Here is a 21,013-nt window from a genome sequence, read left to right on the forward strand (position 1 = left end):
ACGCCACCGGCACGCGGCTGCGGGACTATCCGCTGACGCTCGACACGCTCATCGGCCACCTGACGGCCCTGGCGTGACCCCGGGGCGGGGGCCAGGGCCGGCGTTACGCGGGCGGTGACCTTCAGCGTCTGCGCGTCCAGCCGCAGCAGCTCGGAGACGCGCACCGGCGGACGCCCCACCGCGCTGGTCACATAGAGAGAATTATTCCGGGCACTGAAGGCGGTCTGGTACAGGCCGCGGGTGACCTGGGCCTCGGTCACCTCGAAGCGCTCCTGGCCCGACAGCGGCACGCGGGGCGACACCTTCAGCGTCGCCAGCGTCGCGCCATAGGGGGCGTCGGCGACGACGACGATCGGGTGGTTGCCGGCGACGGCCTCGGCCGGGATGGTCAGGCGGCCGGCGACCTTGCCCTCGGCATCGGCGGTCAGCGCGCCGCCGGCCAGCGCCTGGGTGCCGTAGAGCAGCGTCACCTTCTGCCCCGGGCGGAAGCCCTGGCCGCTGAGCGCGACCGCGCTGCCGGCATGGATCGGCTGGCCCGGCTCGGCGGCGGCGAAGCGCAGCTGCGGCTCGGCGCTGCGCTCCACCGCGCCGAAGGGCGCCTGGGCGAAGCTGGCGACCGGCGCCATCAGCAGGGTGCCGACCATCAGGGCCTGGCGGAAGCTCGGGAGAAGACGCGTCATTCTTGCTGTCCTGTGCTGTAGGGAAGGAAATTCAGAACGAGGCGGTCAGCGCCAGGAAATAGGCGCGCCCCGGCTCGTTGTAGCTATTGGCGCCGGCGGCCGAGGAATTGGCCTGGCGGAACAATTGCCGGTCGAAGAGGTTGCTGATGCCGGCTGTCAGCCGGGTGTGGCGGCTCAGCTGGTAGCTGCCGCTGACATCGACCACCGAATAGGGCGCGCGCCGCCACAGCGCGGCGCCGGTGTTGGCGGCGCCGGTCAGGTCCTGCGTCCGCGCCTCCTGCCGGCCGTAATGGGTCAGCGCCAGGCGCAGTGACAGCGCCTCGCGCGCCTGCCAGTCCAGCGCGGCATGGACCGTGTAGCGCGGCACCAGCGACAGCGGCTGGCCGGTCGCCTTGTCCTCGCTCTGGATCATGTAGGTGGCGTTGGTGCTCCAGCTCAGGCTGTCGAGCAGCGGCAGCGCCAGGTGCGCCTCCAGGCCGCGGATGATGGCGCGGGGCGTGTTCTCCCAGCGCAGGATCCGCCCGCTGGCCGGGGTCTGCCCGACCGGCACCATCCCGGCCATGATCTTGTCGCGATAGTCGTTGTGGAAATAGGTCAGGCCGCTGCTGAAGCGGTCGCGGGCATAGGCGAGGCCGAGCTCGGTGTTCAGGCTGGTCTCCGGCCGCAGCCCGGCATTGCCCTGCACGTAGCAGCCGCCGCCGAGGCTGGGGAATTCCGCCGGGCAGCCATTGCCGCGGCTGTAGTAGATGTAGTTCGGGTTGGACTGGTACAGGTTCGGCGTCTTGAAGGCGCGGGCGATGCCGCCTCTCAGCGACAGCCCCCCGGCCAGCGCGATGGCGGCGTTCAGCGAGGGGCTCCAATGGCTGCCGAAGCGGCTGTGGCGGCCGAGCCGCAGCCCCGGCGTCAGCGTCAGCCAGCGGGTCGCGCGGATATTGTCCTCGACGAAGGCGGCGACGGTGGTGGCGCTGGCGGTGCCCGGCCGGTCGGCCATGGCGATGCCGCCGATCTGCCCGCCATTGAGGGTCTGCGAGGTGGAGAAGGCATCGTCCAGCGCCTCGTGCAGGAGCTCGGCGCCGAGGGTCAGCCGCTGCGGCGCCACCGCCTCCAGCGGCAGGGTGAGCTCCGCGCTGGCGCCCAGATTGTCCAGCGTCGCGGTGGAGCGGGCGTCGCGGCTGTTGATGCTGCCCTCGACGGAGCCGGTCAGCCCCTCGCGCAGCCGCTTGTTGACGGTGCCCTCATAGGTCAGCGCCACCCGGCTCTCGGCCTCGCCCCACTCGCCGCGATGGGTCAGCGCGGCGGAGCGGCGGACCATGACGTTGGTCTCCGCCTGCGCCTCGGCGAGCGCGGTCAGCAGGGCGCTGCCGGCCTCGCTGACGGCGCGGTCGCCGGCATAGACATTGCCCTGGCGGCTGTAGCCGAGCGCCAGCTCCAGGCTCTGCCGTGCATCGACCTGCCAGCGCAGCAGGCCGCTGGCGTCGCGGTTCTCGACGCCCTCGCGGCCGGCGGGCGGGGTGTCGCCGGGGGCGGTGCCGGCGGCGGCGCGGTTCAGCGCCAGGCTGTCGCCATCGGTGTGGTTGGCATTGCCATAGAGGCGGAAGGACAGGCCGGGCAGGGTGGTCGGGCCGGACAGCGTCGCCGTCACCCGGCGGCCATCGCCCTCCCGCCGGTCCTCCGGCTGCAGCGCGTAGAGGGTGACCGCGCCGTGATGCGCGTCGGTCGGCGGCCGGGTGACGATATTGACCACGCCGCCGGCGGCGCCGGAGCCGTAGCGCGCGGCGGCCGGGCCACGGATCACCTCGATCCGCTCGATGGCATCCGCCGGCACCCAGTTGGAATCGCCGCGGGTGTTGCGCTCGCCGCTGCGGCCCATGCGCACCGCGTTGCGCGAGCGCACCGCGCGGCCGTCGATCAGGATCAGCGTGTTTTCCGGCCCCATGCCGCGCAGGTCGATCTGCCGGTGGTTGCCATATTGCCCGCTGGAGGAATTGCCCGTCAGGTTCACCCCCGGCATGGTCCGCACGATCTCGGCGATGTCGTTGGCCGGCGGCGCGCGCTGGATGTCGTCGCGGGTGATCAGCGAGACGCCGGGCGCCTGCCGCGCCTGCTCCTCGGCGGTGGCGACCACCTGCAGCACCGGCAGCGCCACCGCGGCCTGGTGGCCGGCGCCCAGCGCCGCGCCCTGGCCCGGCGCCGCGGCGGCCTGGCGCAGGGTGTAGATGGCGCCGTCCGGCGACACCGCGCGCAGCCCGCTGCCGGCCAGGATGCTGGCGAAGCCGCGCTCGATGCTGGTGGCGCCGCGCAGGCCGGGGCTCTGGCGGCCCTCCACCTGGGCGGGGGCGAAGGTCAGGGTGACGCCGGCCTGGCGGGCGAAGGCGTTCAGCGCCGTGCCCAGCGGCCCCGCCGCCACGTCGTAGCGCGCGGCCATGACCTCGGGCGCCGCCTGGTCAAGCGCCCCCTGGCCAAGCGCCGCCTGGCCAAGCGCCGCCTGGGCCGGGACCGCCAGCCAGGCGGCGCCGGCCAGCAGCCCGGCGCGCAGCCGGGCGAGGCGACAGGGGTTGAAGGGCATCAGGCTTGCATCCGGAAGCGGCGGTGTTCCATCAGCGCAGACGGATGAGGCCGGGGCTTGGGACAGCGCCGCCCCGCATTTTTCCCACAAATGTCGCGTGCCGCCCGGCTCAGCGCCGCTCCACCGTCACCCAGAAGCCGGTGCGGCGGCTGATCTCGATCGGCAGGGTGGCGGCCAGCGCGGCCAGCGCCCGGTCGGTGTCGCCCAGCGGCAGCACGCCGGAGACCGACAGCCCGGCCAGCGCCACCGCGTCGTAGCGCAGCAGGCCGGGGCGATAGCGCGCCAGGGTGGCCAGCACCTCTGACAGCGGCCGGTCCTCGACCACCAGCTGGCCCTGCGCCCAGGCGCTGTCCTGCGCCGGGACGGGGAAGGGGCCCAGCACCTGCCGCGCCTCCAGCCGGGCGCCCTGGCCGGGATGCAGCTCCAGGCAGGCACCGGCGGGGGCGCAGGCGCGCACCGCCGATTCCTCGACGGCGACCACGGTGCGGTCCTCCTCCCGCGCGGCGCTGAAGCGGGTGCCCAGAGCCCGCAGCGTGCCCTGCGGCGTCTCGATGGTCAGCGGCCGGGACGGGTCGCGTGCCACCTCGACCAGGATGCGGCCGCGATGCAGCCGGATGCGGCGGCCGCTGCCGTCGAAATCGGTGTCGAAGGCGGTGTCGGCATCCAGCGCCACGGCCGAGCCATCGGCCAGCACCAGCCGGGTCACCGCGGTGCCGCTGCGATGGCTGGCCAGCAGGCTGGTCCAGTCCGGCAGCCCGGCCGTCGCCAGCAGGGCCAGCACGGCGACCGCGCCGCCGGCGGCGCGTGCCATCCGCCGCCGTGGCGCGCTGCCCTGTGCGCCGGCGGCCAGCCCCGCCTGCAGCGCCTGCCGCGCCGGGGCATCGGCGGCGAAGCCATCGACCCGGCCGAGCAGCGCCGCCAGCCGGCGAAACGCCTCGGCATGGCCCGGATGCTCGGCGCGCCAGGCGCGGCAGCGCGCCGCATCGGCCGCGGTGGCGGCGTCGTCGTCCAGCAGCGCGTGCCAGCCGGCCGCCACCCGCACCATCTCGGCGCTGGGTTCGCTCATGCGCCGTCGCCCGCCGGGACGCCATGCACCGCGGCGTAGCAATGCAGCAGGGCGGCGGCGACATACTGCTTCACCATGCTGGCCGAGACGCCCAGCTCGGCGGCGATCTCGGCATGGCTCAGCCCGTCCAGCCGGCTCATCAGGAAGGCGCGGCGCGGCCGCTCGGCCAGGCCCTGCAGCATGGCGGCGATGGCGGTCAGCGCCTCCACCGCCTCGCAATGCTGGGCGGGGCTCGCCTCCATCTCCTGCTCGCGGATCACGGCGAGCGCGCGCAGATAGGCCTGCTCCACCGCCAGCCGGCGCTGCTGGTCGATCAGCAGGCGGATGGCGCTGGCGGCCAGGAAGGCGCGCGGCTTCTCGATCGCCGCCGGCGGCCGTTCCAGCAGCTTGCAGAACAGGTCCTGCACCAGGTCGGCGGCACGATCGGCGCCCTGCGGCCGCCCGCGCAGCCGGCCGCGCAGCCAGCTGACCAGCCAGCCCTGATGCTGGGCATAGAGCTCGGCGGTGCCGGAGGGGGCGCTGCGGATCGGGGCCATGGCGGGGCTGCGGAACCAGGGGCTGGAGGCGGGATGACGGCCTCCTGATACGGTAATTGAGAATTAGTCGCAATGTGCAAGCGCGAGGGAAACCGGCGATCCCCCCCTGGACCCGGGGGCGGACTGCCCGGCAAGCTGGCGCTTCCAGCAGCGGCGAGGTCCCCAGCATGCGCGACGATGCCTTCATCCCCGGGCCGCGGCTCACCCTGCCGGGCGCCGGCGCGGGGCCGCTGGCGGGGCTCCGCTTCGCCGCCAAGGACCTGTTCGACGTCGCCGGCCACCCGACCGGGGCGGGCAACCCGGACTGGGCCGCCAGCCACCCGGTGCCGGAGCGCCATGCCTGGGCGGTGCGGACGCTGCTCGAGGCCGGCGCCTCGCTCGCCGGCAAGACGGTGACCTGCGAGGTCTCCCTCGGCATCCTCGGCTTCAACCAGTTCTACGGCACGCCCCGGAACCCCGCGGCGCCGGGCTGCCTGCCGGGCGGCTCCTCCAGCGGATCGGCCTCCGCGGTCGCGGCGGGGGATTGCGACACGGCGCTCGGCACCGACAGCGGCGGCTCGGTGCGGGTGCCGTCCAGCCTGTGTGGCCTCTACGGCATCCGCCCGACGCATGGGCGTATCCCGGTCGACGGCATGTGCGCCCAGGCGCCCAGCTTCGACACCACCGGCTGGTTCGCCCGCGATGCCGCCACCTTCGCCCGCGTCGCCGCGGTGATGCTGGGCGAGGCCATCCCCGATGCCGTCGCCCCGGCGCCGCTGCTGCTGGCCACCGACACCTTCGCTTTGGCCGACGAGCCGGTGCAGCAGGCGTTGCTGCCCGCCGTCGAGCGCATCGCGGCCCTGCTGGGGAAGGGCCTCGAAAGAATAACCCTGGGCGAGCCGGGGGAGCTGGCGGTCTGGGGCGCCCAGCGCAACGTCATCCAGCGCGCCGAGGGCTGGCAGACCTTCAAGCCTTGGATCGACGCCACCAACCCGCGCTTCGCCTTCAACATCGCCCGCAACATGGCCCTCGCGGCCTCGCTGACCGAGGCGCAGGTGGCGCTGGCCAACTCGGTCCGCGAGCGCGCCCGCGCCCGCGCCCGGCTGCTGCTCGACGGCGGCGCCATCCTCGCCATCCCGACCACGCCCTTCACCGCGCCGCCGCTCGGCCTGCCGCTCTCCGAGCTCGACCGCCATTCGGAGCGCATCGGCCTGCTCTGCTCCTTCGCCGGCCTGACCGGGGTGCCGCAGGTCAGCCTTCCCTTGGCGACCGTCGACGGCAAGCCGGCCGGCCTGTCGCTCATTGCCGCCCGCGGCCAGGATGCCCGCCTGGTCGCCATCGCCCGCGCCCTCTGAAGGACCACACCTGATGCCCGAGCTGAACATCCCCGAGATCGTCGCCGAGGTCCGCGCCGCCTTCGAACGCTACGACCGCGGGCTGGAGGAGAACGACGTCCCCACCCTCGACGACAGCTTCTGGCGCCATGAGAAGACGCTCCGCTACGGGGTGGGCGAGAACCTCTACGGCCACGACGCCATCGCCGCCTTCCGCGCCGGGCGCACCCCGACTGAGCATGCGGCCCGCGCCCGGCGGCTGGAGAACACCGTGATCAATACCTTCGGGCGCGACTTCGCGGTCGCCAACACCGAATACGTCCTGCTCAAATCCGGCGAGCGCGGGCGGCAAAGCCAGACATGGGTCCGCTTTCCGGAAGGCTGGAAAGTCGTCGCGGCACATGTTTCGATCATGAAGTGAGCAAGGCCGGGGAGAAGGTATTCTCCCCGGACCCCTCATCTATTTTTGTCAGAAAGGCAAAGCGGATGGACGCGACCACCCGGCCGATCGGCGGTCTCAGCCTGCTCTGGCAGCTGATGCGCGCGCCCAACCGCAACCGCGCCGACCTCTTCTACGAATTCATGGGCACCAGCAACCGCATGGCGGAAGACTGCACCTACCTCAATTGCGGGTATTGGGCAGGCACCACCGATTACCGCCAGGCGGCCCAGGCCCTGGTCGATGTGCTGGCCGACGCCGCCGGCATCGAGGCCGGCGACCGCGTGCTCGACGCCGGCTGCGGTTTCGGCGACCAGGACGCCCATATCGCCCGCACGCGCCAGACCAGCCGCATCCTGGCGGTCAACGTCACCCCCACCCAGATCGCGACGGCGCAGCAGACCAACGCGGCGCCGGGCGTCGAATACCGCCTCTGCCCCGCGACCCGCATCGCGGAGCCGGATGGCAGCTTCGACGCCGTCATCTCGCTGGAAGCCGCCTTCCACTTCGACACCCGCGAGACCTTCCTGCGCGAGGCGCTGCGCCTGCTGCGCCCGGGCGGCCGCCTCGGCATCATCGACCTGGTGCCGCTGGAGCGCGACGGCCGCGTCGACACCGGCGGGCTGCGCGGCAATTTCGACCGCTGGGCCGGCCAGGTGCCGCCGGCCAATGTCTATGGCGCCACCCGCTATCGCGAATTGCTGCAGGAGGTCGGCTTCGAGGCCCCTGTTCTGCGCTCGATCCGCGAGCAGGTCTTCCCCGGCTTCCGCCGCCACATCAAGGCCATGGCGCGCGACCCGCTGGCCAAGCAGCGGATGCACCCGATGATCCGCCTCGGCCTGCGCTTCGCCGATATCGACCCCTACGCCGCCTCCGACTACCTGGTGGTCTCGGCCCGCAAGCCGGGCTGAGCCAGGATTTCTGCCTCGGCATTCTCCGGCCAGATTTCCGTCGGCGCGCCATCGGCCCAGAGCCGCCAGCGCCCCATCCGCAGCGGCGCCAGCGGATGGCGGCCGGCGGGCAGGGCGCCGTCGAACAGCGTGGTGTCTTCCAGCTGAAGACGGACCGTCGCCGGGCGGTCCAGCGCGACGCCGAGCATCGCCGGCGGCGGCCCCTCGATCCGGTCGCGCAGGCGCAGGCGGATGACATGGCCGATCTCGGTGAGCGCCACGGCCAGCTCGGCCTCCACCGGGGCTGCCAGCCGCGTGGCGAGGCAGCGCAGCACATTGGCACTGCTGTGCCGCCGCAGGCAAAGAATGAACGGGAAGCCGAAGCGGTCGCGATAGGCGGCGTTCTGCGCCGCCAGCGCCTCGGGCGTCACCAACGCGCCGAGCGGGGTGTCGCCCTGCTCCCGCCGCGAGGCCTCTGTCAGTGTCGTCGGCAGAGGTCCCGCCACCAGCGGCTCATGCGCATTGAGGAAGGCGCGCTGGGCCTCCTCCGGGGCGGCCAGCAGCGCAGCCACCAGCGCCCCGTGCAGCGAAGCGAGATCGGCGAAGGGGCGCTGCGCCGCGGCGGCGGCCACCACCCAGGGCGCCCGCTCCACCACCCCCTCCAGCGCCGCGCAGAAGTCTTCGGGCGATGCCGCGTTCAAAACTGGAAGAAGAATCATGGGGGCGAGGGGGCGGCGGCCAGAAGCTCGCGGGTATAGTCGGCCGTGGGGTGGTTCAGCACCTGCTCGGTCGGGCCCTGCTCGACGATGCGGCCCTGGCGCATGACGATGACCCGGTCGCAGAGCAGCTTCACCACATGCAGGTCGTGGCTGACGAAAAGATAGCTCATCCCCAGCCGGACCTTCAGCTCCTGCAGCAGGTTCAGCACCACCGCCTGAACCGAGACATCGAGCGCGGCGGTGGGCTCGTCCAGCACCACCAGCTCCGGGTTCAGGGCGATGGCGCGGGCGATGCCGACACGCGCCTTCTGCCCGCCCGACAGCTGGTGCGGGAAGCGGCCGAGCAGCGCCTCCGGCAGGCCGACCAGGCGGGCCAGCTCGCGGCAGCGGGCCTCCAGACCAGCGCCGCGGAGGTCGCCCATGCGCAGGATCGGGTCGGCGATGGCGCGCTCGGCGGTGTAGCGCGGGTTCAGGCTGTCGGTCGGGTCCTGGAACACCATCTGGATGCGGCGGCGCAGGGGGGACCGGGTGAAGGCGCGCGGCGCGATCTCGCCGAGCTCCTGCCCGTCGAACTGGATCGAGCCGCTGGTGCGATCGATCAGCCGCATCACCATCATCGAGGTGGTGGACTTGCCGCAGCCGCTTTCGCCGACCAGGCCGACGCTCTCGCCGCGGCGGATCTGGAAGGAGATGCCGTCCACCGCCCGGGCCGGTGGCAGGGCCGGGCCGCGCCGCAGCCAGGCGCCGATGCCGCCCTCCGCCGCGCGGGGGAATTCCTTCACCAACCCGATGACGTCGAGCAGCACCAGGCCAGGGGCGGATTGCGGGGCATCCAGCGGGGGCGCCTCGCCTTCCGGCAGCAGGTCGGGCAGGCGCGCGCCGGGGCGCGGCGTGGCGCGCAGCAGGCGGCGGGTATAGGGGTGCTGCGGCGCCCGGAAGATATCCTTCGCCAAGGCATCCTCGACGACGCGGCCGCGCTCCATCACCACCACCCGGTCGCAATAGGCGGCGGCCAGGCCCAGATCGTGGGTGATCAGCAGGGTCGACATGCCGCGGGCGCGGGTCAGCTCGGTGACCAGCTCCATCACCGTCTTCTGCGTGGTGACGTCCAGGCCCGTCGTCGGCTCGTCGGCGATCAGCAGCTGCGGCCGGCAGGCCAGGGCCAGGGCGATGACGATGCGCTGGCACATGCCGCCCGACAGCTCGAAGGGATAGGCGTGGTAGCGTTCCTCGGGCCGGGCGATGCGGACCTGGGTCAGCATCTCGATGGCGCGCGCCCGGGCGGTGGCGCGGGTCGCCTGGGCGTGGCGGATGAGGACGTCCTCGATCTGCCGGCCGACGGCGCGGATCGGGTTCAGCGCGGCGCGCGGGTTCTGGAAGATCATCGAGATCTCCCGCCCGCGCAGGTCGCGCATCTCGCGCTCCGGCAGGCCGGGCAGGTCGATGCCGAAGAAGCCGATGCTGCCCGTGGCGATCTTGCCGGCGCGGTCGAGGATGCGCATCACGGCATAGGAGGTGACCGACTTGCCGGAGCCGCTTTCGCCGACGATGCCGACGGTCTCGCCCTTGCGGATGCTGAGCGAGACCTGGCGCACCGCCTGCACCGGCCCAGCGCGGGTTGCGAATTCGACGGTGAGGTCGCGGACCTCGAGCAGCGGCGGGTTTTCGGTGATGGTGCTGGACATGGGGGCGTCCTTCCTCAGCTGCGCCGCTGCGGGTCGACGATGTCGCGCAAGCCATCGCCCAGCAGGTTGAAGCAGAACACCGCCAGCATCAGCGCGAGGCCGGGGAAGAGCGCGACCCACCATTCGCCGGAGACGATGAAGCTGGCGCCCTCGGCCACCATGATGCCCCATTCCGGGGTGGGCGGGCGGACGCCGAGACCGATGAAGGAAAGCCCGGCGGCGTTGAGGATGGCATAGCCCATGGTCAGCGAGACCTGCACCGCCATGATCGGCAGGATATTCGGCAGGATCTGGGTCAGCAGGATGCGGAGCTCGGAATTGCCGGTCAGGCGGGCGGCGAGGACGAAGCCGGCCTCGCGGCGGATGCTGGCCTCGGCGCGGGCCAGGCGGGCATAGAGCGGGAAATTGACGATGGCGGTGGCGATGACAATGTTGGTCACCGTGTTGCCCAGCGCGGCGACGATGCCCATGGCCAGCACGAAGAGCGGAAAAGCCATGATGGTGTCGGCGATGCGGCCCACCACGCGGTCGGTCCAGCCGCCGAAGAAGCCGGCCGCGACGCCGGCCAGCCCGCCCAGGGCGAAGACCAGCGCCACCGAGGCGATGGCCACCGTCATGTCGAGCCGGGTGGCGACGACGACGCGGCTGAGGATATCGCGGCCGAGCTGGTCGGTGCCGAAGGGATGCGCCCAGCTGGGCGGCTGCAGCGCGATCATGGTGTTGCTGGCCAGCGGGTCGTAGGGCGCGATCAGCGGCCCGAAGGCGGCGCAGAGCAGCAGCAGGAAGAACAGCGCGAAGGCGCCGGCGGTGACGGCGTTGCCGGTGACGACGTGGCGCGCATGGCGCAGCGAGGCGGTGAAGGCGGAGGGAGCCTGGGTCGCGCTCATGCCGTCATCCTCGCGCGCGGGTCGACCAGGCCATAGAGCAGGTCGATCGCCAGGTTCAGCAGGACATAGAGGATGGCCATGGCCAGGACGAAGCCCTGCACCGGCGCGAAGTCCGAGGCGATCAGCGCCTCCACCGCGTAGGAGCCGACGCCGGGCCAGGCAAAGACCTTTTCCACCAGGACATTGGCGCCGAGCAGGAAGGAGAAGACCATGCCCAGCGTGGTCAGCACCGGCAGCATGGCGTTGCGGAAGCCATAGGTCAGGATCACGGCGCGGGGGCTGAGGCCGCTGGCGCGCGCGGTGCGGACGAAGTCGGAGCCGAGCACGGCGAGCATGCTGGCGCGGGCGATGCGGGCGATCGGGGCCAGGGCGAAGAGGCTGAGGGTGCAGACCGGCAGCACCATCTGGGCGAGGGCCGCGCGGAAGGTCTCGGTATCGCCGATCAGCAGGGTGTCGACCAGGAAGAAGCCGGTGACGGTGGGCGGCGCGCTGGCGAAGGCGTCGAGGCGGCCGAGCGGGGCTGGCGACCAGCCGAGCAGGAAGTAGAAGACATAGACCAGCAGCAGGCCGGTGAAGAAGACGGGCAGGCTGACGCCGCCGGTAACCAGGATGCGGCAGGCGTGGTCGGCCATGCTGCCTTGCTTCACCGCCGCCAGGATGCCGAGCGGGATGGCGATGAGCATGGCCAGCAGCAGGGCGGAGAGGGTCAGCTCGGCGCTGGCCGGCAGGCGGGCGGCGAGGTCGTTCAGCACCGGCTGTCCGGTGGTGAGCGACATGCCGAGGTCGCCGTGGGTCAGGGCGGTGATGTAGCGCAGGAACTGCTCGGGCAGCGGGCGATCGAGGCCGAGCTCGGCGCGGATCTGGGCGATGCTTTCCGCGCTGGCGGTGGGCCCGGCGAAATAGCTGGCGGTATCCCCTGGCAGCACCCGCGTCAGCACGAAGGTCGCCAGGATGACGCCGATCAGGGCCGGGATCGCTCCCGCGAGCCTTAGTGCCACGGTTCGCATGTTGGATGCTGCTTTCTTGCAAAAATAGAAGGGGGATTCGGGGGGATACCTCCCCCCGACCTTTCTTGATTATCCTTTCGTCAGATACCGGAAGTCGGGCTCCCGGCACGGCCAGAACTGGTAGCCGCCGATGTTCTTCTGCATGGCGACGTCGTGCAGCGGCTGGCAGATCGGCAAAGCGGGCAGCTCGGTGAAGGCCATCTCGATGAAGGCCTTGACGTCGCGCTCGTAGGAAGCGGCGTCCGGCGCGAAGCGGGCGCCGTCGACCAGCTTGTCCAGCTCCTTGTTCTGGTAGCTGGAGATGTTGAAGATCGAGTTGTTGGAATGGTAGTTCCAGAAGAAGTAGTAGTCCGGGTAGTCCAGCCAGCCGCCGAAGCGGTTGATGGCCATGGGCGCGGTCTTCTTGTTGAGCTCGCCGCGGAAGTTGGCGCCGGGGATTTTTTGGAGCTCGACATTGATGCCGAGCGGGGCCAGGGCTTCCTTGACGAGGACGGCCATGGGCTCGGCGATGGTGGCGGAGCCGGCGTCGAAGATCAGGCTGGTGGTGATGCCGCCGGGCGCCAGCTGGGCGACCAGGGCCTTGGCCTTCTCGATATTGGTGTCGTAGGGGTAGGGCTGCGGCCAGGCGGTGGTGGCGCGGCCGTCGCCGCCGAACATGGCGATGCCGCGGCCGAAGAGCGCGGCCTGCATGATCTTCTCATAGGGCACGGCCCAGGCGACGGCCTGGCGCAGGCGGGCGTCGGTGAAGGGGCCGGTCGCCGCGTTCAGCGCCAGCGACCACAGCGCGTTGGGCACGGGGACGCCGACCACCTTGACCTTGCCGGCCTCGAGCAGGTCCTTGAAGTCCTTGGGCGGCAGGCCGTAGCTGATGTCCGCGTCGCCGCGCTCGATCAGCGCGCGGCGGGTGCTGGGGGAGGGGATGTCGCGGGCGATGATCCGGCGCAGCGACGGCAGCGTGCCGGAGGTCCAGTCGTCGTTGCGGGTATAGATGGTCTCGACGCCGGGCTTCCAGCTTTCCACCTTGAAGGCGCCGGAGCCGGCGACGTTGTTCTTCAGCCAGTCCTTGGCCCAGGGGTCGCCACCGGCATTCTTCTGGGCGAGCTCGCTGTCGAAGACGAAGGGGATGGTGACCGCCAGGTTGGGCAGGCTCATCTTGTCGCGGCGGACGAAGTCGATGCGGAAGGTGCGGTCATCCACCGCGACGAACTGCTCGGCCTTCTCCAGCGAGCCGGCGGCCATCTGGGTGGTGGCGAAGCCGCCGATGCTGACCGCGCGGTCGAGCGACCACTTGACGTCCTTCGCGGTCACCGCCCGGCCGGAATGGAACTTGGCATCGCGCAGCTTGAAGGTCGCCGACATGCCGTCGCTGGCGACCTGCCAGCTTTCGGCCAGCTCCCCCTCCAGCTCGTTGATCTGGAAGGTGCCGCCATTGCCGTCGGCCAGCGGCACCGGCTTGAAGCGCAGCAGCCGGTCATAGCAGTTCAGCGAGACGCCATTGACCGGCTGGGCCGAGCCGATGCCCTGCATGTCCAGGCTGTTCGGCCCGTATTCCTGCACCAGCAGCAGGGTCTCGCGCCGGCTGGGGGCGGCGGTCTGCGCCTCGGCGACGACGGGCTTGACGAAGGGGGCGGCGAGGGCGGTGGCAAGCAGGCTGCGACGATGCATGGAAGCCTCTCATCCAATGACGGGATCGGGAATGCGCAAGTCCTGAGCAGGCAGCGCGGCAAATTCGGGCACCAGCGCCTGGCGCAGCGGCGCCAGCGGGTCGCTCGGCGCGGTGGCAGGCGGGCGCAGCATGGTCTGCACATGCGACAGATGCGCCCGCATCAGCGTCGCCGCCTGGCGCATCCGGCCGGCGGCGATTGCCTCGAGGATGTGCAGATGCTCAGCTGAGGACAGGCCGGCATCGCGCGGCGACTGGTAGAGGGTGGCGATCAGCATGGTGCGCGCGGTCAGGTCGCGCAGCAGCTCGGCGATCACCGGATTGCCCAGCACCTCGGCCAGGCAGACATGGAAATTGCCCAGCGCCAGGCTGCGGCTTCCGGCATCGTCGCCCGCGATGATCTCTGATTCTTCAGCGATCTGGGCGCGCAGGCGGGCGATGCCGGCCGCATCGGGGGGCGCCGCCTGGTCCAGCATGCCGCATTCCAGCGCGCTGCGGGCGGCCAGCGTGGCGCGGGCCTCCTCCAGCGAGGGCTCGGCCACGAACCAGCCGCGGCGGGTGGCCAGGCAGACGATGCGCCGCGCCGCCAGCCGCATCATCGCCTCGCGCACCAGGGTGCGGGAGACGGCGAAGAGATCGGCCAGCGCCTGCTCGCCCAGCCGCGTGCCGGGGCTGATGCGGCCGGCCAGCACCGCCTGCAGGATGCGCTCGTCGATCGAAAGCGGGGTTGCATGCGGGGCTTGCATACAAGGCCGCCATGCAACGGCCATGCCAGACCGTTGCGGTTTGCGCCCGGGGCGTCAGGCGGGGGAGGCGCCGGCCCATTCCCCGGCCGCCAGCATCGCCGCCACCTCGGCCTTCAGCAGGGCGACCACGGCGCCGGTGGCGCGGGTGTCGGCGCGGTCGGGAGGACGCACCAGCAGGATCTGGCGGCGGATCGGGGGGGTGAGGGGGGCCATGCTGAAGCGCGTCGCCGCCTCCTCGGCATCGATCGAGGAAGGCGGCAGCACGCTATGCCCCAGCCCCGACCCCACCAGGTCCTTGATGACGCGGAAGCTGTCGGCCTCGAAGCGGACCGCCAGCGGGGCGCCGGCGCGCGACGCCGCGGCCTCGATCAGCAGGCGCAGCCCGTGCGGCCGGCTGGGCAGGACCATGGGCAGGCCGGCCAGCCGGTCCACCGCCACCGGCGCGCCATCCAGCGCCCCGGCCGGGCCGATCAGCGCCAGCTCGTCCAGCAGCAGCGTCTCGCAGCGCAGATGCAGCCCGTCGCCCGGGCCATAGAGCAGGCTGAGATCGAGCTGCCCGCGCTGCAGCCATTCCACCAGGTGGCCGGCATAGCCTTCGACGATGCGAAGGCTCACCCCTGGCAGCTCGGCCGCCACGCGCCGCGCCAGGCGGCCGGACAGCACATGGCTGGTGGTCGGCATCAGCCCCAGCGCCACCTGGCCGCGCACCTCGGAGGCGAGCGCCCGGACCTCCTCCACCGAGCGCTCGAGCTGCCGCAGCGGGCCGGTCACCCGTTCCAGCAAGGCGCGGCCGGCCTCGGTCAGCTGCATGCCGCGGCCATGACGGGTGAACAGGGCCAGGCCGACCTCGGCCTCCAGCAGGCGAATCTGCCGCGACAGCGCCGGCTGGGCCAGGCGCAGCCGGTCGGAGGCGCGGCTGAGCGAGCCGCTCTCGGCGATCTGCAGGAAGCTGCGCAATTGCCGCAGGTCCATCGACGGTCCCCCTTAACCTTTTGCGATAACGCTTATCGCTATTTTCGAATTTCCTGAAGGCTGCCGCTGCGGGACACTGCCGGCAAGCGCATCGTGGCGAGGGGGAAGCATGACGGCAGTTCAGGACAGGGCGGAGACGCCCGCGGCGGAGGCATGGCCCGACGCCATTTTCGACATCCTGAAGCAGGCCGGGGTGCGCCAGGTCGCCTATGTGCCGGATGGCGGCCATGCCCGGCTGATCCGCGCCGTGCAGGCCGAGCCGTCGATGAAGGCGATCGCCCTGACGACCGAGGAGGAAGGCCTGGCCCTGCTGACCGGCGCCTCGCTGGGCGGCGACCGCGGCGTGCTGCTGATGCAGTCCAGCGGCGTCGGCAATTGCATCAACATGCTGTCGCTGGTGAAGCTGACCCGCACGCCGGTGCTGATCCTGGTGACGATGCGCGGCGAATATGGCGAGTTCAACCCGTGGCAGGTGCCGATGGGCTCCACCACCCAGGCGGCGCTGGAACTGATGGACATCCAGGTGCTGCGCGCCGGCACCGCCGCCGAGGTGCCCGAGGTGGTCCAGGCCGGCGCCAACATGGCCTTCGCCGGCGGCACCGCGACCGCTGTCCTGCTCTCCCAGCGCCTGATCGGCGCCAAGGTCTTCTTCAAATGAGCGTCTTCCAGTTTGAGCGGCGTGCGGCCGTGGCGCGTTTGTTGCGGGATCGCGGCGAGGCCGTGGTCATCACCGGGCTGGGCTCGGCCACCTACGACCTGGCCGCGGCCGGCGACCATGACCGCAACTTTTACCTGTGGGGCGCCATGGGGGGTGCGGCCATGGTCGGGCTCGGCCTGGCGCTGGCCCGGCCGGAGGTTCCGGTGCTGGTGCTGACCGGCGATGGCGAGATGCTGATGGGCATGGGCGGCTTCTCCACCATCGCCCTGCAGGCGCCGCGCAACCTGGTGGTGGCGGTGCTGGACAACGGCCTGTATGGCGAGACCGGCGGCCAGCCCAGCCACACCGGCGGCAGCCATGGCGCGGCGCGCACCGACCTGCTGGCCGTCGCCCGCGCCTGCGGCATCGCCGAGGCGCGCCACGTCGCCGACGAGGCCGACCTGGACGCCCTGGCCGCCCGGCTGCGCGACGGCGGCGAGGGCCCCTGCGTCGCCCTGATCCCGATCGACCCGGCCGAGGCCGAGCGCGTGCTGCCGCTGCGCGACGCCGTGCTGATGCGCGGCCGCACCCGCGCGGCCCTGGGCCTCAGCCCCGGAGTGTAGCAGGATAGCCGACACGCGAAGCGCCGGCACAAGGCGCCGCGTCCAGGGAGGTTGTTTGTCCAGATGGCTTTTTCACTCACCCGGCGTGGGGTGCTGGGGGCGGCGCTTGCCCTTCCGGCCGTCGCGCGCGCCGACACCTGGCCGGCGGGCCCGATCCGCATTGTCGTGCCCTTCGCCCCCGGCGGGTCCACCGATGCCGTGGCGCGGCTGGCCGCCCCGGGGTTGCAGCAGCGCCTGGGCGTGCCCATCATCGTCGAGAATCGCAGCGGCGCCGCCGGCAGCATCGGCAGCGACATCGTCGCCAAGGCCCGGCCGGACGGCCAGACCTGGCTGCTGACCTTCGATTCCCACGCGGTCATGCCGGTGCTGGTGCCCAACCTGCCCTTCGACCTGGTGGCGGATTTCACCCCCGTCACCCAGATCGGCCGCGCGCCCTATGTCATCGCCTGCCAGCCCGCCAAGCCCTACCAGACTCTGGCCGAGGTCTTCGCCCTGGCGCGCCAAAAAGGCTCGGTCACCTTCGGCTCCACCGGCAACGGCACCATCGGGCATCTCGCCATGCTGATGCTGGCCCGCCGCGGCGGGGCGGAGGTGACGCACCTGCCCTATCGCGGCGGCGGCCTGGCGGTGAACGACGCGGTGGCCGGCCATATCGACATGATGATCGGCAGCAGCGCCCTGCTGGCGCCACAGATCTCGGCCAGCACGCTGCGGCCGCTGCTGCAGCTGGGCGCCAGCCGGCTGGGCGGCCTGCCCGCCACGCCGACGGCGGTCGAAAGCGGCTTCGACGGGCTGACCGCCGAAGCCTGGTGGGGGGTCTTCGCCCCGGCGAAGACACCGGCGCCCGTCGTCGCGCGCTTCCAGGAGGCGCTGGTCGGCGCCTACCGCGAAGCCCGCATCGCCCAGCAATTCGCCGAGATCAACCAGGCGGAGCTCGTCCTCTCCGACGGGCCGGCGCTGGGGCGCTTTGTGCAGTCGCAGGTGGAGACCTGGGGGAAGACGGCGCGGGAGAACAACGTCAAGCCGGATTGAGAAAAGGCCAGGGGGAATGAATTCCCCCTGGAACCCCCATCTTTTTTCTGTCTGTGCTGCCGCGGGCTAATCTTCCAGCGCGTTCCACGCTTCTTCGATTTCCGATGACAAGGACATCGGGTCGAAGGGCTTGCCGATGACGCGGATGGCGCCGAGGTCCAGGTAACGCTGGTGGTCGGTCGACTGGACCTTCGCGGTCATGAAGATCACCGGGATGTCCTTCGTCTCCGGGCGGGCGCGCAGCTCGGTCAGGATCTCGGGGCCGGTCATGCCGGGCAGCATGACGTCCAGCAGGATCAGCTGCGGCCGCATCGCCTCCACCTGCTCCAGGAAGGGCGGCGCATGGTCGAAGGCATGCACCTCGTAGCCGCCGATGCTCTCCAGGGCGATGATCGCCACCTCCTGGATGTCCGGCTCATCCTCGACATAGGCGATGCGCTGCAAAGCCTCACGCGGCATTGGTCTCGCTCCCCATGATACGGTCGATCTGCGTGTTGACCGCGGCCACCAGCCGCTCGGTGCCCGTGCGGTCCTTGACGATCCAGTCCAGCAGCTCCCCCAGATGGGCCGGCCGGTCGGCGCTGGTGAAGACCATCGCCGCCGGCGCCTCCCCCTGCACCGGGCTGTGCAGCAGCCGCAGCCCGCTGCCATCCTGCAGCCCGACATCGATGATCAGCAGGTCGAAGCAGCTTTCCGCCAGAGCCTGCTCCGCCTCGGCGGCGCTGCGCACCGACACCACCTCCGCGCGGAAGGACAGCAGCGTGGCGATGACGTTCAGCAGGTCGGCATCGTCGTCGACATGCAGGATCCGCGGCAGCCCGCCGCTGCGCCGCTGCGGCAGGTTGCGGCTGCGTCCCCCGTCGATCAGGGGGATGACGAACTGGAACACCGTCCCGCCGCCCTCCCGCCCGCGGAAGCTGATCCGCCCGGCATGATGCTCGACCAGCGCCTTGGTGATGGCGAGGCCAAGCCCCGTGCCGCCCTTGGCCCGCCGGTCCGACCCATCCGCCTGGGCGAAGCGCGAAAAAATCTTGTCGCGGAAATTGGCCGGGATGCCGGGCCCCTGGTCGGAGACGCTGACCATCGCCAGCCGCCCGCGATTCTCGATGCTGACCTCGACCTCGCCCTGCTTGGGCGAGAATTTCACCGCATTGGAAATCAGGTTGCACATGATCTGCATCAGCCGGTTCGGGTCGCCGAAGACCTGCATCGGCGTCATGTCGCCGCCCATCTGCAGGGTGACGTCGAAGCTGCGCGCATAGCCCTCGTTGGCGTCGATCGACTGCTGCACGATCTCGGTCAGGCTGACCTCGCGCGCGTCGAACTGCATGCTGCCGCTCTCGATCTTCTGCAGGTCGAGGATGTCGTTGACCAGCAGCACCAGCCGCTCGCTGTTGCTCAGCGCGATCTTCACCAGCCGCCCGGCCGCCACCGGGATCGGCCCCATCTTGCCGGCATCGACCAGCCCCAGCGCGCCGCGGATCGAGGTCAGCGGGGTGCGCAGCTCATGGCTGACGGTGGAGATGAACTCATCCTTCACCCGCTCCGCCTGCTTGCGCTGGGTGATGTCGCCCAGCGTGCAGATCCAGATCCAGCGCTCGCCGTCGCGCACCTTGCTCAGCGCGATCTCGATCGGGATCAGGTGGCCGGCGGCATGCCGCGCCTCCAGCTCATGGCCCGATGGCTCCTCCTCGCCCAGCGCGCTCTGCTGCAGCAGGTCGGTGATGCGTTGCGGATCGGCGGCGATGGTCGATAGCGGCTGCCCCAGCAGTTCCTCCTCGCCGCGTCCGAGGATCTTCAGCGCCGCCGGGTTGCAGGCCTCGATATGGCTGTCCTCGTCGAGGCTCATGATGCCGTAGGGCGCGTTCTCGATCATCACCCGCCGCCGCTCGCCATAGAGCTGCAGCAGCGATTGCACCTCCTCCAGCGAGCGCGTCCGCTCGGTCACCTTGCTCTCCAGCCCGCCGGTCAGCTCGCCCAGCTTGCGCAGCATGACGCCGAAGTCGCGGCTGAGCCCGCCCACCTCGTCCGGCCCGGGCGGCGGCAGCGCCACCTCGACCGAGCCGGTCTGCGCCACCTGCTGCGCCGCCCGGCTCAGCGCCCGCAGCGGCCGCGACAGGTTGCGCCCCAGCAGGATGGCGGCGATGATCACGCCGATCATCATCGCCAGCGTCGCCGCCAGGGTGCGCGTGTTGTGCTCACGCAGCGGCGCCATGGCCAGCGCCACGTCCTGCTCGCTCTCCAGCACCAGGTTCAGCCCCTTCAGCGCGGTGTCCACCTCCAGCAGGTGGCGCACCCGCAGCGGCTCGGAAATGTCCTGGCTGCCGCGCGAATGCGCCAGCAGCACGCCCCCCGCCTCCAGCCGCAGGGTCAGCGAATCCGCCGAGCTCCGCGCGGCGCGCAGCAGCCGCTCGGTCTCGATCACGCCGACCACCGCGCCATCGACCTGCGCGCTCATCAGCCCGACCACCGGCAGCGCCACCCAGATGCGGTCCGAGCCATGCTCCACCGTCACCGCCGAGCCGCCCTTGGCCAGGGTCGGGAACCAGGGCTGCTCGGCCAGCGAGGCCGGCAGGCTGTCCTGGGTGCCGGCCATGATCCGCCCGTCGATGCGGTACAGCGCGATCGGCAGCGCCATCTGCTTGGAGGAGGCGATGCTGCCGAGCACGTCGCGCAGCAGCCGGCTGTTCAGGATCTCGCCCTGGATCAGCGTCTCGATCAGCGGGTTCTTGGTGACCTCGTCCAGCGCCTCCGACAGCATGTTCATGCTCTGCTGCACGCGCTGGGCGATCAGCGCCGTCCGCGCCTCCTGCCGGTGGCGGATGCCCTCCTCGACCTCGCGCGACAGGTAGTGGTGGCTGATCAGCCCGTTCAGCGCGCAGGCCAGCAGCGCCATCGTCGCCGCGGCGAAGCTGAAGCGGTGGGCGATGCTGGAATTGGTCCAGCGGAAGACGGCGCGGAAAGGCAAGGCGGTTGCTCCGGTCCATTCCAGGGCGCGGCGGCGCGGGCCTTCTGCCCCGCCCGTCGCGCGGTCATTCCAGCGGGGCGCTCATCCCCGGTAATGGCCGGCGCTGCAGATCAGGTCCTCGCGCAGGCGCATGATGAAGGTGTCCTTGATCTCGGTCTGGCGGGAGACCGGGTTGATCCAGTCATAGGTCAGCCAGCCCTCGCCCTGGGTCACCGCGATGCGGATCAGCGTGGCGGCGAAAGGCTTGCCCCGCGCATCGCGCAGCGCGCCCAGGTTGCGGCCGAGCAGCGCCGGGTTGCCGCCATGCGCCAGCACCGTGCCGTCGAGGCGGTAGCAGAAGACATAGCGCTCGCCGGCGACGAAGCGGCCCTGTGGCGCGTTGAACGCGGCCAGCGCCTGCTCGATCCCGACCTGCTCCAGATAGGCGGCCGCCTGGCGCAGGAAGCTTTCCGTCTCGGCCCGCTTGCGCAGGATGCCCTCCTCCTGGGCCAGCGCGGCCGGCGCTGAGCCCATGGCCAGGGCCGCCGGCAGCAGGCCCGGCAGCAGCAGGCAGCATCGGCGCGGCAGGGGGCGGGGGTGAGGCA

19 protein-coding genes and 1 pseudogene are annotated in these 21,013 nt (G+C 71.5%); 6 read left to right on the forward strand and 14 right to left on the reverse strand.

Annotation, left to right across the window (positions count from 1 at the left end):
• From GVN67_RS20940 to GVN67_RS20955, 4 genes and pseudogenes are all read right to left on the reverse strand, one after another.
• Nucleotides 1–680 (reverse strand): annotated as a pseudogene (locus tag GVN67_RS20940) (hypothetical protein); the annotation flags it as partial.
• Nucleotides 681–711: 31 nt separating this feature from the next.
• Complete coding sequence (locus GVN67_RS20945; RefSeq protein ID WP_235035402.1) at nt 712–3,246, reverse strand: FepA family TonB-dependent siderophore receptor; 2,535 nt, start codon at nt 3,244–3,246, stop codon at nt 712–714.
• A gap of 109 nt (nt 3,247–3,355) precedes the next feature.
• Nucleotides 3,356–4,312 (reverse strand): FecR family protein, encoded by a 957-nt coding sequence (locus GVN67_RS20950; RefSeq protein WP_159999276.1) that lies wholly within the window; start codon nt 4,310–4,312, stop codon nt 3,356–3,358.
• The gene (locus tag GVN67_RS20955) at nt 4,309–4,848 is read right to left on the reverse strand and encodes a sigma-70 family RNA polymerase sigma factor (protein WP_159999277.1); all 540 of its coding nucleotides are present in this window, start codon (nt 4,846–4,848) and stop codon (nt 4,309–4,311) included. The genes GVN67_RS20950 and GVN67_RS20955 overlap by 4 nt, the downstream gene beginning before the upstream one ends.
• A 167-nt stretch (nt 4,849–5,015) precedes the next feature.
• Between GVN67_RS20955 and GVN67_RS20960 the strand changes: the two genes are divergently transcribed.
• The 3 genes from GVN67_RS20960 (at nt 5,016) to GVN67_RS20970 (ending at nt 7,511) form a co-directional block, all read left to right on the forward strand.
• Complete coding sequence (locus GVN67_RS20960; protein ID WP_159999278.1) at nt 5,016–6,182, forward strand: amidase; 1,167 nt, start codon at nt 5,016–5,018, stop codon at nt 6,180–6,182.
• A gap of 13 nt (nt 6,183–6,195) precedes the next feature.
• Nucleotides 6,196–6,582: an oxalurate catabolism protein HpxZ gene (gene hpxZ, locus GVN67_RS20965; RefSeq protein WP_159999279.1), complete on the forward strand. Its 387-nt coding sequence runs from the start codon at nt 6,196–6,198 to the stop codon at nt 6,580–6,582.
• 65 nt (nt 6,583–6,647) lie between these two features.
• Nucleotides 6,648–7,511 (forward strand): class I SAM-dependent methyltransferase, encoded by an 864-nt coding sequence (locus GVN67_RS20970; RefSeq protein WP_159999280.1) that lies wholly within the window; start codon nt 6,648–6,650, stop codon nt 7,509–7,511.
• Here the strand turns inward: GVN67_RS20970 and uraD are convergent.
• The 7 genes from uraD to GVN67_RS21005 form a co-directional block, all read right to left on the reverse strand.
• Nucleotides 7,478–8,191, reverse strand: a complete 714-nt coding sequence (gene uraD, locus GVN67_RS20975) for a 2-oxo-4-hydroxy-4-carboxy-5-ureidoimidazoline decarboxylase (RefSeq protein ID WP_200845330.1) — start codon at nt 8,189–8,191, stop codon at nt 7,478–7,480. The genes GVN67_RS20970 and uraD overlap by 34 nt on opposite strands.
• Before the next feature lie 14 nt (nt 8,192–8,205).
• A complete protein-coding gene (locus tag GVN67_RS20980; protein WP_159999282.1) occupies nt 8,206–9,894 on the reverse strand; it encodes an ABC transporter ATP-binding protein in 1,689 nt (562 codons plus the stop codon).
• A 14-nt stretch (nt 9,895–9,908) separates the two neighbouring features.
• On the reverse strand, nt 9,909–10,781 hold the full coding sequence (locus GVN67_RS20985) for an ABC transporter permease (RefSeq protein WP_159999283.1): 873 nt from the start codon (nt 10,779–10,781) through the stop codon (nt 9,909–9,911).
• Nucleotides 10,778–11,788, reverse strand: coding sequence for an ABC transporter permease (locus GVN67_RS20990; RefSeq protein WP_159999284.1), 1,011 nt, complete (start codon nt 11,786–11,788; stop codon nt 10,778–10,780). Before GVN67_RS20990 ends, GVN67_RS20985 begins: the two co-directional genes overlap by 4 nt.
• A gap of 69 nt (nt 11,789–11,857) precedes the next feature.
• Entirely contained in the window at nt 11,858–13,453 is a 1,596-nt protein-coding gene (locus GVN67_RS20995) for an ABC transporter substrate-binding protein (protein WP_159999285.1), read from the reverse strand.
• 9 nt (nt 13,454–13,462) lie between these two features.
• The gene (locus GVN67_RS21000) at nt 13,463–14,197 is read right to left on the reverse strand and encodes a GntR family transcriptional regulator (protein WP_159999286.1); all 735 of its coding nucleotides are present in this window, start codon (nt 14,195–14,197) and stop codon (nt 13,463–13,465) included.
• Between the two features lie 54 nt (nt 14,198–14,251).
• Nucleotides 14,252–15,169: a LysR family transcriptional regulator gene (locus tag GVN67_RS21005; protein WP_159999287.1), complete on the reverse strand. Its 918-nt coding sequence runs from the start codon at nt 15,167–15,169 to the stop codon at nt 14,252–14,254.
• A gap of 109 nt (nt 15,170–15,278) precedes the next feature.
• Between GVN67_RS21005 and GVN67_RS21010 the strand changes: the two genes are divergently transcribed.
• From GVN67_RS21010 to GVN67_RS21020, 3 genes are all read left to right on the forward strand, one after another.
• A complete protein-coding gene (locus GVN67_RS21010) occupies nt 15,279–15,827 on the forward strand; it encodes a thiamine pyrophosphate-binding protein (RefSeq protein ID WP_159999288.1) in 549 nt (182 codons plus the stop codon).
• Nucleotides 15,828–15,856: 29 nt separating this feature from the next.
• A complete protein-coding gene (locus GVN67_RS21015; RefSeq protein WP_235035403.1) occupies nt 15,857–16,429 on the forward strand; it encodes a thiamine pyrophosphate-dependent enzyme in 573 nt (190 codons plus the stop codon).
• Between the two features lie 63 nt (nt 16,430–16,492).
• A complete protein-coding gene (locus GVN67_RS21020; RefSeq protein ID WP_159999290.1) occupies nt 16,493–17,461 on the forward strand; it encodes a tripartite tricarboxylate transporter substrate binding protein in 969 nt (322 codons plus the stop codon).
• A gap of 66 nt (nt 17,462–17,527) precedes the next feature.
• Here GVN67_RS21020 and GVN67_RS21025 read toward each other — a convergent pair whose 3' ends face one another.
• The 3 genes from GVN67_RS21025 to GVN67_RS21035 all read right to left on the reverse strand — a co-directional run.
• Nucleotides 17,528–17,920, reverse strand: coding sequence for a response regulator (locus GVN67_RS21025; RefSeq protein ID WP_159999291.1), 393 nt, complete (start codon nt 17,918–17,920; stop codon nt 17,528–17,530).
• Nucleotides 17,910–20,429 carry an ATP-binding protein gene (locus GVN67_RS21030; protein WP_159999292.1) on the reverse strand — a complete coding sequence of 840 codons (2,520 nt, stop codon included), beginning with the start codon at nt 20,427–20,429 and terminating at the stop codon, nt 17,910–17,912. The genes GVN67_RS21025 and GVN67_RS21030 overlap by 11 nt, the downstream gene beginning before the upstream one ends.
• Before the next feature lie 81 nt (nt 20,430–20,510).
• Nucleotides 20,511–21,013 (reverse strand): cache domain-containing protein (locus tag GVN67_RS21035; protein ID WP_159999293.1); only part of this gene is annotated, 503 nt, incomplete at its 5' end.

The sequence above is a fragment of the Roseomonas sp. 18066 genome, assembly GCF_902706185.1.
Taxonomy (GTDB): Bacteria; Pseudomonadota; Alphaproteobacteria; order Acetobacterales; family Acetobacteraceae; genus Pseudoroseomonas.